A 15,613-nucleotide genomic window follows, 5' to 3' on the forward strand; every position below is an offset into this window, starting at 1 on the left:
AACATAGAGGTGGGGGTTAACAAAAGACGCGCGATTTTAGGCAGGCTAGGGCGCGCCTGCAAGGGGGCAAGGGGGATAAATCGTAAAAAAACTACGTATTTATTTGCGTCAGCGGCCAAATGCTCACCAAATCAGGCGGTTTGGTGAGCATTTGGTGTCAAAATAGTTGAAGGCTTGTATTTTTATTACGCTTTTGCGCAGTGCGGCGGCGTTACTGATCCAGCGTCAGGATCACTTTGGCTTCCTTGTCGCCTTCTTTGACTTGACTGTCGAGCACGAACAGTCGTTCCGGCGTGATCCCCTGGCTGTCGACCAGAAACTCCTTGGTATTTTGCGCCCGGCGCATGGCGAGACTGCGCAGGGATTTGGCGGTGATGAGCTGCTGATCTCGTAGCAGGGTCACCGCCAGATCCCGCAGTGCGGCACTCTTGCTATCCAGTTCAAAACGCTCGGCCAATTCATCAAGGTCTTCGCCAAAACGCTCCTCGTAAGCCCGGGCCAGCGCCTGTTGCAGCGCTGGGTCTTGTTCCAGCAGGTTGAGGTTGGCCTGATTGCCGGTGAGCTTGGTCAGTACCCGCTCCAGTTTTTGCCGTTGCAGGATGGGGCGCTCCTCGTTGAAGTTGACCTTGCCGCGAATGTTCATGCTGAGCTTGGGGCGCTCCTTGAGGGCCTGCGCCAGCTTGATCAGTTTCTCCTGCTGGGTGGGAGTGAGATTGGGATCCCCCGGCAGGAAGGGGAGTTCATCGAGATCATCGGTGCCATCGCTCAGCGAGGCGAGCAGGGAGAAGGGAGAAGTGATGGCTTTGCGCAGGGTGTTGCCGAGCACATCCCAGAAGATATTGCCGATGCTGAAGTCCGGTTGATCGAGATCGCCCTTCACCTTGAGGTTCATCTTTATCACCCCGTTGGCATCGCTCAGCAGGGCGATGGCCAGCCCCAGTGGCAGCTCTTTGGCCTGCTCGCTTTTGATCTTCTCACCCAGTTGCAGCTTCTTGATGGTGATATCGTTATCCCCCTCAAGCCGGTTGCCCTCCAGCTTGTAGTGCAGCTTCATGGAGAGCTGGCCTTTGTCGATGGCATAACCGGCATAGGTGCCCGAGTAGGGGGTAAAGGTGGTGAGCTCCAGATTATTGAAGGCCACCGCGATGTCGAGAACCGGATTATCGATCAGCAGGTTGGTGCCGCCGCGAATGGTCACAGGTGCATAGCGATCCACCTTGCCGTTGAAGGCGAGATCGGAGCGTTGTCCCGGAATATTGCTGATATGGCTGCTTTGGCCGTCCAGCGAGGCGATGTCCACCACAAAATCCTGACTCAGACTGCGATCGGCAAAGCGCAGGTTGCCTTGCTCGGTGCGCAGCTGGTCAAGGGTGAAACGAAAGTCAGGGGCCTTGCTGTCTGCGCTCGTCCTGTTGTCTGCAGCCGCTTGTGGCTTGTTGCTCGCCGTCGATTGCGGCAACAGCAGCTGTTGCAGGTTGGTGGTGCCATCTTCGTTGATCTCGATACGGGCGAAGGGCTTGTTCAGGGTTATCTCCTTGACTCGCATCTGCTGGCTGATGCCGTCATAGGCCAGACCGGTGAGGGCCAGGGTGCTGAACTCCAGCAGCCGCTGATTGTCTGCCCGATCGACTACCTTGAGCCCGTTGATATCTAGCCCCCCTTGCAGGGTCAGCTTGCTCAGTTCTCCTTGTTCCGTGGTGGCGAGCTCGAGTCGGGTCTTGCTGTTTAGCAGCCCGTTTTGCACCTTGATACGGACCAGATCGGTCAGATAGGGCTGCGCCAGCGTCAGGGGCAGTCCCTGCTGGTTGATGTCGCCGCTTAAGGCGAAAGGGGTCAGGGTCAATTGGCCATCAAAGGTGAGGGGGCTGCTCTGATCGATGTGGGTGGCCAGGGTCACTTTGCTCGGTTGCTGCTCCTTGTTGCCCAACGGCCCCAGTGTCAGCTGGAGAGCGGAGAGCTGGCGGACCAGCGGTTTTCCGCTGCTCGACTCGGTGAGGGTGAGATCGCCCTTGTCGATGGCGATCTGCCTGATCTGCCACTGCCAGGGGGTGTCAGCCGTCTCTTGCTTGCCGTTACCGGCTGCCTTTGCTTGTTGTGCCGACTTGGGCGCCGCATTGCTGGGCACCTCGTTTGCGGTGTTGGTTTCTTTGACGGGCTTGGCGGGGGCCTGTTCAATCAGCAAGTCAGCCAGATCCAGTTCCAGCTGTGGGGTGAGGGTGGCTTTGATCAGGGGTTGTTGCAGGGTTATCTTGCCGATCTGTAGCGACTGTTTCTGGCCATCGACAGCCAGATCGCTCAGGGCCAGCTGGCTGAAGCGGGCAAACTCGTCGCCCTGGTGTTTTTTAAGTTGCCAGTTGTCCAGGGTCAGCTTGCCTTTGGACAATTGCCACTGCACCCCTTGCTTGCCCTCTTTGAACAGGTACTCCACCTCTGCATTGGCGTGGCCCTTGGCCAGATCCAGCTTGAGATAGGGAGCCCAGAGCGGGGCGAAGGGTTTCAGCTCGACCTGTTTGAGGCTCACCTTGCCCTGACCCATGCCGCTCATCATATCGAGTTTGCCGTGAGCGGTGAGGCAGCTTTTGCCGTTGATGGCGGCGCTCAGCTGATAGGTTGTTGGATGGTTTGCCTCGGTGCGCAGGTTATCGAGCTTAAGGGTCACTTTTTCCAGAGTGAGGGGCGGTAACCAGCCGGGCTCGCTCTTCTTGCGTTGATCCCGATAGCGCACATGGCCGTCGATGATCGCGAGACTGGCAATGTCCACCAGCAGCGGGGCGCTGGTTGTGTCGGGCTCGGGAGAGGGGGCAAGCAGGGTGGTCAGGGCATCGGTGAGATTGAGTCGAACATCCCCTTCTTTGTCTGCCAGCCGTTGCAACTGCACCACGGGTTTGGTCAGGGTGACAGTGGAAAGCACGACCCCTTGCTGCTGCCAGCTTGCTTGCAGGTCTGGGGTGATAAAGAGCTGTTCAAAACCGATGATGGGCTGCTGTTTGGCATCAAGCAGGGCAGTGGCGCCGAGGGTGAGAGAAGGGTTGCGCAGTCCTAGATTAATCTCCCCCAGCGTTAGTTGCAGGCCATAGTGCTCGGCCAGCCAGCCGGGCAGATAGTGCTGGACCAGACGGGGGGTCTGCCACAGCAGCAGGGTGATCAGGATAAGCAGCAGTAGAAAAGCGTAGGCAAGGTAGCGCAGCAAGCGAAACTTGGGGGACGCGGGTTTGGTGGTGTTCATTTGGTGCACTCCCATTCGGTTCCCGCCATGGTACAGAAAAGCCGGATAAAAATCATGGGGTTGCGTGCTGTTGTACGCCGTACTTTGTCCAAAGGCGATCCAGTTCCCCCTTTTGTTGCAGGGCTGCCAGCCACTGCTCCAGCTGAGCAGGGGTGATGGGGGCCGCAGGGTGAAGAATGGCGCGGTGCTGATAGTGTTGATCCCATTTTTGCGAGATCAGCAGCCGCTCGGCTGTGTCGGGGTGGGCCAGCAGGTACTGGTTAAGGTACGAGATGTTGAGTATGGCCACTTCGCCACGTTCTTTGAGTAGCGCTTGCAGGGCGCTGATGTTGTCTTTGAACAGCGTGATATTGAGTCTGCGATGCAGGTAGACGGGGTCGGCATTGAACTGGCCGATGCCGTAGTGATAGCCGGTTACCCCGATCAGGTGGTGCCGGGAGGGGTCATCGAAAAAGTGTTGATCCCGGCCCGCTTTGCGCAGGGCCACGTAGACCTCGCCACCACCGAGAAAGGGCGCGGTCATCTTGATGTTATCAGTGCTCCAGCCCCACTTGGTGTCTTCAAACAGCATCAGCGAGAAACGGCCCAGCTCGAGCGCCTTGTAACGGTTGGCGGCCGAGGTGGGCACAAAGATAAATTTCACCTCTTGCTGGATTTCGTTGAGCTTGGTGATGAGATCCAGAGTGAGCCCTTCATAGTGCGAATCGGAGAGTTTGACCACAAAGGGGGCATAGGGGTAACCGCCAACCTTGACGAGGGGATGGCTCCAGCCAGAGAGGCTGAATAAAAGCAAAAAACAGCACCAATATCTCATGGGATCCCCAGGGCAATAGCGTGCTCCCAGATTCGGTTAATCTGCGCGTTTTTTCAAGCTGTTAAGGGAATTAACACAGCGTTGTTCGGCGGCCGCCAGTTCGGCCATCACCATCTGGATATCTTCCAGCTGCTGGCGCAGCACGCCGCGTTTTGCCTCTATCAACTGGATCATGGAGTGGAGCTGGGTCTTGCTCGATTTGTCGGTGTCGTACATATCGAACAGCTCGCGGATCTCGGCGAGGCTAAACCCCAGCCGTTTGCCGCGCAGGGTCAACTTGAGCCGGATCTTGTCCCTGTGGTGGTAGATGCGGGTTTGCCCCTCCCGCTGTGGGGTCAGCAGCCCCTCATCCTCGTAGTAGCGGATAGTACGGGGCGTAACATCGAACTCATGGGCCAGCTCCGAAATGCTGTAGGTGGTCTCATTCCCTGCCTGCGGCTTGGACATGATCTGGCTCCTGTCAGAGGGAGGTGGATTGGCAGAGACGGGCCCGCAGCCGCTCGGCATTGGCGTGCAGGGCCCGGCCTACCCGGGAGCCGTTGGGGCGACCGAGCTGCTCGCTGACCCACTGGCCGGTGGCGGCCAGCTTGTCGAGATCGACCCCGGTGCTCATGCCAAGGCCGTGCAGCAGGTAGACCACCTCCTCCGAGGCGATGTTGCCAGAGGCACCGGGGGCATAAGGGCAACCGCCGAGCCCCGCCACCGAACAGTCGATGGTGCGGATGCCGCGCTCGAGTGCGGGCAGCAGGTTGGCCAGCCCCTGGCCGTAGGTATCGTGAAAATGGACAGCGAGCCGCCCCGCCGGGATCTCGTGCAGCACCGCATCCAGCATGGGGGCCACCGTGCCCGGGGTGCCGACGCCTATGGTGTCCCCCAGCGATATCTCGTGGCAGCCGAGATCGAACAACTGCTCGGCCATGGCGGCGACCCGTTTCGGGCGGGTCGGGCCATCGAACGGGCAGGCGATGACAGTAGAGAGATAACCGCGCACCTTGATGCCGAGGCGGCGTGCCTCCTGCACCAGCGGGGCGAAGCGCACCAGCGACTCCTCCACGCTGATGCCGATATTGGCCCGGGTAAAGCCATCGGAGCAGGCGGTGAAGAGGCCAATCTCGTCGGCACGGGCGGCAATGGCGGCCTGCAAGCCTTGCAGATTGGGTACCAGAGCGCCGTAACGGGTCGGTCCCTTGCGCGGCAGTGCCTCGAACAGCGCTGCAGAGTCCGCCATCTGCGGCACCTTTTTGGGCGATACAAAGGCGCCCACCTCGATACGCTGCAGACCGCTGTCAGCCAGGCGCTGGATCAGCTCCAGCCGCTGCACCAGGGAGAGGGGCGCGGCTTCATTCTGCAAGCCGTCCCGCGGACCCATCTCCACCAGACTGACCCTGTCGTCATGGGGTTGCTGCGATCGATTCATGGGTGATCCTCCTGTGAAGCTATCTCTTCGGCAAAGCGCACCAGAACGGCCCCCTGGCTCACCTGCTCGCCCTGTTTGCACTGCAGGGCTTCAATTACCCCGTCCCGCTCTGCACGCAGTTGGTGTTCCATCTTCATCGCCTCCAGCACCAGCAGGGGTTGCCCCTTGCTGACAGTTTGTCCCTGCTCGACCAGCACGGCTACCACGATGCCGTGCATAGGGGCGATGGCGCCCTGCGCCTTCTCGTTTGCTTGATCATGGTGGTGACTGTGCAGCTGATCATCGGCCGTGAAGCGGATGCGCTGGCCCCCCAGGGTCATGATGAAGGTTGCCTCCGAGCCTGGGACTGTCTGAATGGGGATTAGCTGCCAGCAACCACCCTGTTGCAGCCGCATATGGTCATCGCCTTTTTGGTAGCAACGGGTCTCCCCTTGCCACGCAAACTGGCCGTCACGATCGTGAAGGGTCAATACCCGGCGCTCATCGCCGATGCGCACCGCCGCCGTCCAGCCGCGATCCGGCCCCAGCCGAAATCCGCAGGCTTGCTGCCAGGGGGAGGTGCCCCCAGGGCGGCTCGCCAGCCAGAGAGTTGCCAGCGGCCAGGCAAGCGTTGGGATAGGCAGGGCATCGGTGGGAATGGGCCACTGGGTATGGTGACCCATGGCCAGGACGTCAGGCTCTTCACACAGGCGCAGCAACAGCGGGCCGTTGTGTACCAGCGGGCCGAGATCCAGCGCTGCCAGCGCATCGGCCAGTTTGGCGAACGCCTCGGCACGGCTCTGGCCGTGGGCGATCAGCTTGGCGATCATGGGATCGTAATAGGGGCTGACTTCATCGCCTGCGGTAACGCCGGTGTCGATGCGCACGCCAACGGGCCAGTGGAGCCAATGGATAGGCCCGCTGGCGGGCAGAAAACCGGCCGCCACATCCTCGGCGTAGAGACGTGCCTCCACCGCATGGCCGCGCAGCACCACCTCATCCTGGGTGAGTGGCAGCGGCTTGCCTTCGGCCACCGCCAGCTGCCAGGCCACCAGATCCTGCCCGGTCACCGCTTCGGTGACCGGATGCTCTACCTGCAGTCGGGTATTCATCTCCATAAAGAAGAACTCATCCTTGCAGAGCAGGAATTCGATGGTGCCCGCCCCCTGATAGTGGATGGCCCGGGCGGCGGCCACGGCAGCCTCGCCCATGGCGCGGCGCAGCGCAGGAGGGATATCGGGGGCGGGCGCCTCTTCGATCACCTTCTGATGGCGCCGCTGCAAGGAGCAGTCCCTGTCCCCCAGATAGATGGCGTTACCTAGGCTATCGGCAAACACCTGCACCTCAACATGGCGAGCCTGGGGCAGATAGCGCTCCAGCAGCACCAGATCGTCGCCAAAGGCGGCCTTGGCTTCCCGTTTGACTGCCGCCAGCGACTCGGCAAAGTCGGCCAGCTGATCGACCCGGCGCATCCCCTTGCCACCGCCGCCACTGGCGGCCTTGATAAGTAGCGGGAAGCCAATCTGGCTCGCCTGATCGCGCAAGAAGTCCGGCCGCTGATCGGTGCCGTGATAGCCGGGCAGCACAGGTACACCGGCAGCCTGCATCAGCGCCTTGGCGCCCGATTTATCGCCCATAGCGAGAATGGCGGCGCCGCTTGGTCCTATAAAGCGCAGACCATGTTGCTCGCAGGCGGTGGCAAAATCGCTGTTTTCAGACAAAAAACCATAACCGGGATGGATGGCATCGGCCTGTGCAGCTTTGGCAATGTGCAGCACCTTGCCGGTGTCGAGATAGCTCTCGCGGGCGGGGGGCGGCCCCAAATGCCAGGCTTCGTCGGCTTCGCGCACATGCATGGCGCGGGCGTCGGCGTCCGAGTAGAGGGCGATGGTGTGAATGCCGAGGCGTTTCGCCGTTTTGATGATGCGCACGGCGATTTCGCCGCGATTGGCAATCAGCAGGCGCTTAATTGGAGTGTGATGGGTCATGCTGGCTCCCTGTTGTTCAAGGCGCACAAATGCGAAGCGTGTTGATCCACACGCCAGTGATATTGACCACAGTTGGCGATCAGCAAGCGTTTGATGGGCTGGTATTGAGTCATGCTTCATCCTTGAAACGGGGGCGCCAGGCGGGAGGACGTTTGTCGAAGAAGGCTTGCATCCCCTCCTGGGCTTCGAGTCCGACCCGTACCCGGGCGATGGTCTCGACGGTTTTCTCTTCGTAGAGGCGGGCCGGATGGGCTTCTATCGCCGCCAGCAGTCGTTTGGTCTCTTTCATCGCTTCCGGCCCGTTGCGGCACAGACGCAGGGCCTGCGCTCGCCCCTGTGCCAGCAGTTGATCCGGTTTGCAGAGTTGATGCGCCACATTGAGCCGACAGGCGGTGATGGCATCGAATGGCTCGGCACTGAGCATGTAGCGGCGCGCCTGACGCATTCCCATGGTGCGCACCACGTAGGGGCTGATCACCGCAGGCACCAGCCCGAGGCTCACCTCGGAGAGGCAGAAGCGGGCATCGTCGCTGGCCAGCACCAGATCGCAGGCGCAGATCAAGCCCAGCGCCCCGCCATAGGCAGCCCCTTGTACCAGTGCCACCGTGGGGAAGGGGAGTTCGTCCAGGGTCTGCATCAGCCGGGCCAATACTCGGGCATCTTCCCGGTTGTGTTCGAAATCGGCGTGAGCCAGATTGCGCATCCAGCTGAGATCGGCGCCCGCGCAAAAGTGTTTGCCCTCGGCCCGCAGCAGCAAGGCGTGGGGGCGTTCGGCAAGGGAGTGGCCATGGAGATGGGAGAGATCATCGAGGCAGTCGAGCAGCCCCAGCATCAGGTTGGCATCAAAGGCGTTGTGGCGGGCCGGGCGCGACAGCACCAGCTCGGCCAGCGGGCCATGTCGCTCCAGCCGAAACGGGTTCTGGGAGGAAGTGAGTGGGTCTGACATAGGTTTGCTCCTTACATCCGGAAGATGCCGTACTGCTCGGGTTCAATGCGGACCCCCTGACAGGCCGCCAATGCCAACGCCAGCACGGTGCGGCTCTGGGCCGGGTCGATAACACCGTCATCCCACAGACGAGCGCTGGCGTAGTAGGGGTGGCCCTGGCGCTCATACTGTTCGATCACCGGCGCGCGGATGGCGGCCGCTTCCTGCTCGCTCAAATCTTTGCCCTCGGCCGCCAGCTTGTCCCGACGCACCTGTACCAGCACTCCGGCAGCTTGTTCGCCACCCATGACAGAGATGCGGCTGTTGGGCCAGCTAAAGAGAAAATCGGGTTCATAAGCGCGCCCGCACATGCCGTAGTTGCCGGCACCAAAGCTGCCGCCGACGATCAGGGTGATCTTGGGCACCCGGCTGCAAGCCACGGCAGTGACCAGCTTGGCGCCGTGCTTGGCGATCCCCTCCTTTTCTGCGCTGCTCCCCACCATAAAACCTGTGATGTTCTGCAAAAAGAGCAGCGGGATGGCGCGGCGGTTACAGAGCTGGATAAAGTGGGCCCCCTTCTGGGCGCTGTCGCTGTGCAACACGCCGTTGTTGGCGAGGATCCCCACCGCCATGCCGCAAATACGAGCAAAGCCGGTCACCAGGGTGGTGCCGAACAGCGCCTTGAATTCGTCGAAATCCGAGCCATCCACCAGCCTGGCGATCAGCTCGCGGGCGTCGTAAGGGCGTTTGAGGCTGGTGCCCACCAGACCGTAGAGCTCCTCGATCGGGTAGCAGGGGGGCTCGTAGCCGGGGCTGGTCTCTACCGGCTCGTTACCCAGATGAGTCACCAGCGTGCGAGCGATAGCCAGTGCGTGGGCATCGTCGCGGGCCATGTGATCTGCCACCCCCGAGTGGGCGCAGTGCACTTCGGCGCCGCCCAGGGCCTCGGCGCTGATCTCCTCGCCGGTGGCGGCCTTGACCAGCGGTGGGCCCGCCAGAAAGATGGTGGCTTGCTCCCTGACCATGATCGACTCATCCGCCATGGCGGGGACGTAGGCGCCGCCTGCGGTACAGAGCCCCATTACCACCGCCAGCTGGGGGATGTTCCGGGCCGACATACGGGCCTGGTTGTAGAAGATGCGGCCAAAGTGATCCCGGTCGGGGAACACCTCATCCTGCATCGGCAGAAAGGCGCCGCCGGAATCCACCAGATAGAGGCAGGGGAGGCGCAGCCGCTCGGCGATAGCCTGGGCGCGCAGGTGCTTTTTCACCGTGAGCGGATAGTAGGTGCCGCCTTTGACGGTGGCGTCATTCACCACCAGCATGCACAGGTGCCCCGAGACCCGGCCGATGCCGGTGATGATGCCGGCGGCGGGCACCGGCTCGTCATAGACCTGCCAGCCAGCGAGCGCCGACAGTTCGAGAAACGGGGAGCCCGGGTCCAGCAGTTGATTGATGCGCTCGCGGGGCAGCAACTTGCCGCGGGCCTGATGGCGGGCGTTGTTGGCCGTGCCGCCCCCTTGCGCGATCTCGGCAATGCGGGCATGGAGATCGTCGACCAGCCCCTGCATGGCGGCTCGATTGGCCGCATATTCCGGGCTCGCCGTGTCGAGGCGGGAGTGGATACGACTCATGCATTTTCTCCCATCAGCTCGCGGCCGATGAGCCAGCGGCGGATCTCCGAGGTGCCGGCGCCTATCTCGTAGAGTTTGGCGTCCCGCAGTAGGCGGCCAGTGGGGTATTCGTTGATGTAACCGTTGCCGCCGAGCAGCTGGATAGCGTCGAGGGCCATCTGGGTGGCGTTTTCGGCGGCAAACAGGATGGCTGCGGCGCAATCTTTACGGCTGGTGCGACCCTGATCGCAGGCGCTCGCCACCGAGTAGACCAGCGCCCGGCTGCTGGCGAGGCGGGTATACATGTCGGCCAGCTTGCCCTGCACCAGCTGAAACTCGCCGATGGCTTGACCAAACTGCTTGCGCTCACGCACATAGGGCAGCACTACATCCATGCAGGCCTGCATGATGCCAAGGGGGCCCGCAGCCAACACCACCCGCTCGTAATCGAGCCCGCTCATCAGCACCTTGACCCCGCCGTGCAGGGTACCCAGCAGGTTTTCCTGCGGCACCCGGCAGTTGTCGAACACCAGCTCGCAGGTGCTGGAGCCGCGCATCCCCAGCTTGTCGAGCTTCTGGGCGGTAGAAAAACCGGGAGTGCCGGCTTCGACGATAAAAGCAGAAATCCCTTTGGGACCGGCAGCTGCATCTGTCTTGGCATAGATGACGAAGGTGTCGGCATCCGGGCCGTTGGTGATCCACATCTTGTTGCCGTTCAGCACGAAGTGATCGCCCTCGCGCTCCGCGTTCAGGCGCATGCTGACCACATCTGAACCGGCGCCCGGCTCGCTCATGGCCAGTGCCCCCACATGCTCGCCGCTCACCAGCGGCGGCAGGTAGCGCGCTTTTTGCTCCGCCGTGCCGTGGCGGTGGATCTGGTTGATGCAGAGGTTGGAGTGGGCGCCGTAGGAGAGGCCGACCGAGGCGCTGGCGCGGCTTACCTGTTCCATCACCAGCACATGGGCCAGATAGCCAAGGTTCACCCCGTCATACTCCTCCGCCACCGTGATGCCGTGCAGCCCCAGCTCACCCATCCGGGGCCAGAGATCGCGGGGGAAGGCGTTGCTCTGATCGATCTCGCTGGCGCGCGGGGCGATCACTTGTCGGCAGAAGGCCGCAACCTGTTCGGTCAGGGCATTCAGGGTCTCATCCATCTGCATCCATGCTCTCCTTGCGGATATGACAATCGGGTAGGAAGGTTGGCTCGACCTGCTGACTCGGCTTCAAGGCTGGCAGTGGTCGGTCCATTTTGTACTTCACTTCTGCCACAAGTTTACGTTAGCGTAAACGTAAATCAATTGTTAATCTGTTGTGTATCGATAAAGCGGTGGTAGTGAGCGCGTTATCAGCTACCACGACAACAGCGCCATAGTGGCAGATCCGACTGACGCAGCGTGTGGGCGCCGCGTCATAAAGCGCTAACGCAGGAAAATAAGCGCGGGGCAACAAGGGAGCGAACGACAAGATGGATTTTACCCTGACCGATGATCAACAGGCGTATGTGGAGGCGGCCGCCGCCTTTGCCGATGAGGCGCTCAAACCCCATGCCGCGCGCTGGGATAAAGAGCACGAGTTTCCGATCCCGACCATCAAGCAGGCGGCAGAGCTAGGTTTTTGTGGTCTCTATACCCCGGAGCAGTTTGGCGGATTGGGGCTGCCGCGCCTCGATGCGAGCCTCATCTTCGAGCGCCTCGCCATGGGTTGTACCTCGACTACGGCGTATCTGACCATCCACAACATGGTGAGCTGGATGCTGGGCAGCTGGTTGCCCACCGAGGTTGCCAAGGAGTGGGTTCCGAAACTGGCCAGCGGCGAATTGCTGGGCTCCTATTGCCTCACTGAGCCGGGGGCGGGCTCTGATGCTGCGGCCCTCAAGACCCGGGCGGTGCGCGAGGGTGACAGCTACCTCATCGAGGGGACCAAGGTCTTTATCTCGGGGGCGGGCAGCACTGACGTGCTGGTGGTGATGGCCCGGACCGGTGGTGAAGGTGCGAAGGGGATCTCTGCCTTTATGGTGCCGGCTAATGCCCCCGGCGTGAGCTATGGCAAGGCAGAAGAGAAGATGGGCTGGAACAGCCAGCCGACCCGGGAGGTTGTTTTCAACGGGGTGCGTATTCCCGCCTGCTATCGGTTGGGCGAGGAGGGGGAAGGGTTCAAATTCGCCATGCAGGCCCTCGATGGGGGGCGCATCAATATCGCCACCTGTTCGGTGGGCACCGCCCAGCAGGCGCTGGATGATGCGTTGGCCTATGTGCAGCAGCGCCAGCAATTTGGGCGCCCGATCAGCGAATTCCAGAGCGTGCAGTTTCGTCTGGCCGACATGGCGACCGAGCTGGCTGCCGCTCGTCTGCTGGTGCGTCAGGCCGCTGACAAGCTGGATCGCGGGGCACCGGACAAGAGTGCCTGGTGCGCCATGGCCAAACGGTTTGCCACCGATGTGGGTTATCGAATCTGCGATGAGGCTCTGCAACTCTTTGGCGGCTATGGTTATATCCGCGAGTATCCGCTCGAGCGCTATCTGCGCGATAGCCGGGTACACCGCATTCTGGAGGGCACCAACGAGGTGATGCGACTCATCATCGCGCGCCGCATGCTGGCCGATCCCGGTTTGTCGCTGGGCTAACCGGTGGTCGCATCAAGGGGGTGTTGCCTGCCACCCGATTTGCACCATGCGATGCCGGTTTCGGCTTGGTGAGCCAGCCACAGGTTGGCGTCATTCAAGCCTGTCATCATGGCAGCAGCTTCATCGACAAGGACAAGGTTATGACCAGGATCAGACTCGAATATCATGGCCATGTGGCCTATATCACCTTCGACCATCCACCCGCCAACACCTGGACTCTCGCCAGCCTGCAGGCCTTCTTGCAGATGATGGTGGAGCTCGACAGCCGCCCCGATGTGGTGGCGCTGGTGATCCGCGGGGCAGGCGACAAATTTTTCTGCGCCGGTGCCGACCTCAATATGTTTGTCGATGGCAACATCGAGAAGGCCAGTGAAGTAGCCGAGGCCTTTGGCAAGGCCTTCGACGCGCTGACCCGCTTTCACGGGGTCAGTATCGCCGCCATCAATGGTTATGCCATGGGAGGTGGGCTGGAAGTGGCGCTGGCCTGTGATATCCGCATCGCCGAGCAGCAGGCATTGCTGGGACTGCCGGAAGCCTCGGTGGGTTTGCTCCCCTGTGCCGGTGGCACCCAACGTCTCACCGAACTGGTGGGGCCAGGCTGGGCCAAACGGATAATCCTCTGTGGTGAGAAGGTGAGCGCCACCCTGGCCTACGAGATGGGGCTGGTGGAAGAAGTGGTGAAAACCGGTCAGGGGTGGGAGGCTGCTCATCAGATGGCCCATCTGGTGGAGCGCCAGAGCCCGAGCGCCCTGCGCGCCTGCAAAATCCTGATCAATCAGGGCCGCAGCGGCCCGCGCGATGCGGCCTTGCCCCTTGAACGGTCGCTGTTTCTCGATCTCTTCAGCGATGCCAACCAGCGTGAAGGGGTGGCCGCCTTTCTGGAGAAACGTTCCCCGCGCTGGCAATATGGCCCAACAAAATAATCCATACGGAGCCGTTTATGAGTGAGCCGGTCAAAGTTAGCTACTATCCCACCGAAGATGGCCATCAGATCGGGGTGTTGACCCTCGACAGCCCTGCGTCTCTCAACGCATTGAGCCTGCCGATGATCCAGATCCTGCAACAGACGCTGACTCGTTGGGAGCAGGATCCCGCCATCGTCTGTGTGCTGCTGCAGGGGGCGGGTGAGAAGGCATTTTGTGCCGGTGGCGATATCCGCTCCTTCTATTACCGCAAACAGGAGGCAAGCGGATCGGAACTGTTCGAGTATGCCCGCGACTTTTTCGAGCAGGAGTACCGGCTTGACCACCACATCCACTGTTACCGTAAGCCCCTTATTTGCGTGGCGGACGGTATCTGCATGGGGGGGGGGATTGGCCTGTTTGCCGGCGCCGATTTTCGGGTGGTGACCGAAAGGAGCCTGTTCGCCATGCCGGAGGTAACCATAGGACTTTACCCCGACGTGGGGGCGAGCTGGTTTTTAAGCCGGATGCCGGGGCGACTCGGGCTTTGGCTTGGTTTGACTGGCGCCCGCTTTAATGGCACCGATGCCCTTGGGGTCGGGTTGGCGGATCACGCCATCGCCAGTGGTGAGCGCAGTGCGCTGTTGGCACGCCTCGCCGTACTCGAGTGGGCTGGCAGTGGTGAGCCCCGTGCGCAGATCGATCAGCTCCTCAGGGGGTTGCATGCTGAGGTGGCGGCTCGCTTGCCTGCGCCAGTGCTGTTGCCCCATCAACAGAGGATCGATGCCCTGCTGGCGGGACGCACGTTGCAAGGGGTATTGGCGCGGTTGTTCGAAGCTCAGTTCGATGAACAGGAGGCGGTACTCCAGCAGGCGCAGCAGCTCTGCCGCACCGGCAGCCCCATCAGCCGTGCCATTTTGTGGCGCCAATATTGGCGAGCGCGCCGCTACTCCCTGGCCGAGGTATTTGCCGAGGAGCTGACCCTCTCGGTCAACTGTGTGCTCAAGGGGGATTTTGTGGAAGGGGTACGGGCACTGCTGATCGACAAGGATAAAGATCCCCGCTGGCAGCAGTTACCCCCGGAGGGGGAGTGGCTGGATGAGTATTATCGCTGGCCGCAGGGGCGCAATCCGTTGGCCTGCAAGAAATAACAGTTGGCAACCGGCGGACGCCGCCATCAGCAACGCAAGGAGCAAGCGGATGACAAGGATAGGATTTATCGGGCTTGGCAATATGGGCGGCCCCATGGCAGCCAATCTGGCAAAGGCAGGCCACACAGTGCAGGTGTTTGATCTGGTTGCCGAAAACATTGAACGTGCTATCACTGCTGGCTGCATTGCGGTCGGGGATGCCCGCGAAGCGATGACTGACTGCGAAGTGGTGATCAGCATGTTGCCGGCGGGGGAGCATGTGCGCGCCCTCTGGTTGGGCGAGAGCGATGGTGAGCGGGGTGGGCAGGATCTGCTGGCAGCATTGCGAGAAGGGGCACTGGTGATCGACTGCTCAACCATTGATGTGGCCTCTGCCCGTCAGGTCGGGGAGGCCGCTCGCGCCCGCGGTTTGCGCTTTATCGATGCCCCTGTTTCTGGTGGTGTCGCCGGTGCGGCCGCCGGAACGCTCACCTTTATCGTGGGTGGCAACGCGGCGGATTTCGAGGCGGCGAAACCTCTGCTCGCCTCTATGGGGCAGAACCTGTTTCACGCCGGGACGCTGGGGGCGGGGCAGATCGCCAAGATGTGCAACAACATGTTGCTCGCCATCCATATGGCGGGTACTGCCGAAGCATTGGCCCTCGGGGTGAAGGAGGGACTGGATCCTGCGGTGCTCTCCAGCATCATGGGCAAGAGCTCCGGCAACAACTGGAGTCTGGAGCGCTACAACCCCTGGCCCGGGGTGATGGAGAATGTGCCCGCTGCCCGCCACTATCAGGGGGGCTTTATGACCCGCCTGATGGTGAAAGATTTGGGGCTGGCCATGGCGCTGGCCGAGCATGGCCACAGCGCGGTGCCCATGGGGGCCTTGGCCCGCAACCTGTTCAACCTCCATGCCGCCCGTGGGCAGGGGAGCCGCGATTTCTCCAGCATCGTCGAACTCTATCTGGATAAACAGGATCCCGCCTGACGGGT

General features: G+C 61.5%; 12 protein-coding genes. 4 read left to right on the forward strand and 8 right to left on the reverse strand.

Features of this window, described 5'->3' with window-relative positions:
• Window positions 1-211: 211 nt before the first annotated feature.
• The 8 genes from BN1117_RS09760 to BN1117_RS09795 all read right to left on the reverse strand — a co-directional run bounded on the left by BN1117_RS09760 (window position 212) and on the right by BN1117_RS09795 (window position 11,122).
• A complete protein-coding gene (locus tag BN1117_RS09760) occupies window positions 212-3,226 on the reverse strand; it encodes a DUF748 domain-containing protein (RefSeq protein WP_040096916.1) in 3,015 nt (1,004 codons plus the stop codon).
• 52 nt (window positions 3,227-3,278) lie between these two features.
• Window positions 3,279-4,040 carry a substrate-binding periplasmic protein gene (locus BN1117_RS09765; protein ID WP_040096917.1) on the reverse strand — a complete coding sequence of 254 codons (762 nt, stop codon included), beginning with the start codon at window positions 4,038-4,040 and terminating at the stop codon, window positions 3,279-3,281.
• Between the two features lie 36 nt (window positions 4,041-4,076).
• Entirely contained in the window at window positions 4,077-4,487 is a 411-nt protein-coding gene (locus tag BN1117_RS09770) for a MerR family transcriptional regulator (RefSeq protein ID WP_040096919.1), read from the reverse strand.
• Window positions 4,488-4,500: 13 nt separating this feature from the next.
• On the reverse strand, window positions 4,501-5,457 hold the full coding sequence (locus BN1117_RS09775) for a hydroxymethylglutaryl-CoA lyase (protein ID WP_040096920.1): 957 nt from the start codon (window positions 5,455-5,457) through the stop codon (window positions 4,501-4,503).
• On the reverse strand, window positions 5,454-7,424 hold the full coding sequence (locus BN1117_RS09780; RefSeq protein WP_040096922.1) for an acetyl/propionyl/methylcrotonyl-CoA carboxylase subunit alpha: 1,971 nt from the start codon (window positions 7,422-7,424) through the stop codon (window positions 5,454-5,456). The genes BN1117_RS09775 and BN1117_RS09780 overlap by 4 nt, the downstream gene beginning before the upstream one ends.
• 109 nt (window positions 7,425-7,533) lie before the next feature.
• Window positions 7,534-8,370 (reverse strand): enoyl-CoA hydratase-related protein, encoded by an 837-nt coding sequence (locus tag BN1117_RS09785; RefSeq protein WP_040096924.1) that lies wholly within the window; start codon window positions 8,368-8,370, stop codon window positions 7,534-7,536.
• An 11-nt stretch (window positions 8,371-8,381) separates the two neighbouring features.
• The gene (locus BN1117_RS09790) at window positions 8,382-9,983 is read right to left on the reverse strand and encodes a carboxyl transferase domain-containing protein (protein ID WP_040096926.1); all 1,602 of its coding nucleotides are present in this window, start codon (window positions 9,981-9,983) and stop codon (window positions 8,382-8,384) included.
• Window positions 9,980-11,122 (reverse strand): isovaleryl-CoA dehydrogenase, encoded by a 1,143-nt coding sequence (locus tag BN1117_RS09795; RefSeq protein WP_040096927.1) that lies wholly within the window; start codon window positions 11,120-11,122, stop codon window positions 9,980-9,982. The genes BN1117_RS09790 and BN1117_RS09795 overlap by 4 nt, the downstream gene beginning before the upstream one ends.
• A gap of 305 nt (window positions 11,123-11,427) precedes the next feature.
• Between BN1117_RS09795 and BN1117_RS09800 the strand changes: the two genes are divergently transcribed.
• The 4 genes from BN1117_RS09800 (at window position 11,428) to mmsB (ending at window position 15,608) form a co-directional block, all read left to right on the forward strand.
• Complete coding sequence (locus BN1117_RS09800) at window positions 11,428-12,585, forward strand: acyl-CoA dehydrogenase family protein (RefSeq protein ID WP_040096930.1); 1,158 nt, start codon at window positions 11,428-11,430, stop codon at window positions 12,583-12,585.
• Between the two features lie 140 nt (window positions 12,586-12,725).
• Window positions 12,726-13,508, forward strand: coding sequence for an enoyl-CoA hydratase (locus BN1117_RS09805; protein ID WP_040097239.1), 783 nt, complete (start codon window positions 12,726-12,728; stop codon window positions 13,506-13,508).
• A gap of 17 nt (window positions 13,509-13,525) precedes the next feature.
• A complete protein-coding gene (locus BN1117_RS09810; protein WP_040096931.1) occupies window positions 13,526-14,638 on the forward strand; it encodes an enoyl-CoA hydratase/isomerase family protein in 1,113 nt (370 codons plus the stop codon).
• A gap of 49 nt (window positions 14,639-14,687) precedes the next feature.
• The gene (gene mmsB / locus BN1117_RS09815) at window positions 14,688-15,608 is read left to right on the forward strand and encodes a 3-hydroxyisobutyrate dehydrogenase (RefSeq protein WP_040096933.1); all 921 of its coding nucleotides are present in this window, start codon (window positions 14,688-14,690) and stop codon (window positions 15,606-15,608) included.
• The last annotated feature ends 5 nt before the right edge of the window (window positions 15,609-15,613 follow it).

The sequence above is a fragment of the Aeromonas australiensis genome (assembly GCF_000819725.1).
GTDB lineage: Bacteria > Pseudomonadota > Gammaproteobacteria > Enterobacterales > Aeromonadaceae > Aeromonas > Aeromonas australiensis.

Coding starts and splice junctions, on each gene's coding strand:
- BN1117_RS09765 (WP_040096917.1), bottom strand. CDS start 4,040: ATGAGATATTGGTGCTGTTTTTTGCTTTTATTCAGCCTCTCTGGCTGG.
- BN1117_RS09785 (WP_040096924.1), bottom strand. CDS start 8,370: ATGTCAGACCCACTCACTTCCTCCCAGAACCCGTTTCGGCTGGAGCGA.
- BN1117_RS09770 (WP_040096919.1), bottom strand. CDS start 4,487: ATGTCCAAGCCGCAGGCAGGGAATGAGACCACCTACAGCATTTCGGAG.
- BN1117_RS09780 (WP_040096922.1), bottom strand. CDS start 7,424: ATGACCCATCACACTCCAATTAAGCGCCTGCTGATTGCCAATCGCGGC.
- BN1117_RS09775 (WP_040096920.1), bottom strand. CDS start 5,457: ATGAATCGATCGCAGCAACCCCATGACGACAGGGTCAGTCTGGTGGAG.
- BN1117_RS09805 (WP_040097239.1), top strand. CDS start 12,726: ATGACCAGGATCAGACTCGAATATCATGGCCATGTGGCCTATATCACC.
- BN1117_RS09790 (WP_040096926.1), bottom strand. CDS start 9,983: ATGAGTCGTATCCACTCCCGCCTCGACACGGCGAGCCCGGAATATGCG.
- BN1117_RS09760 (WP_040096916.1), bottom strand. CDS start 3,226: ATGAACACCACCAAACCCGCGTCCCCCAAGTTTCGCTTGCTGCGCTAC.
- BN1117_RS09800 (WP_040096930.1), top strand. CDS start 11,428: ATGGATTTTACCCTGACCGATGATCAACAGGCGTATGTGGAGGCGGCC.
- BN1117_RS09795 (WP_040096927.1), bottom strand. CDS start 11,122: ATGCAGATGGATGAGACCCTGAATGCCCTGACCGAACAGGTTGCGGCC.
- mmsB (WP_040096933.1), top strand. CDS start 14,688: ATGACAAGGATAGGATTTATCGGGCTTGGCAATATGGGCGGCCCCATG.
- BN1117_RS09810 (WP_040096931.1), top strand. CDS start 13,526: ATGAGTGAGCCGGTCAAAGTTAGCTACTATCCCACCGAAGATGGCCAT.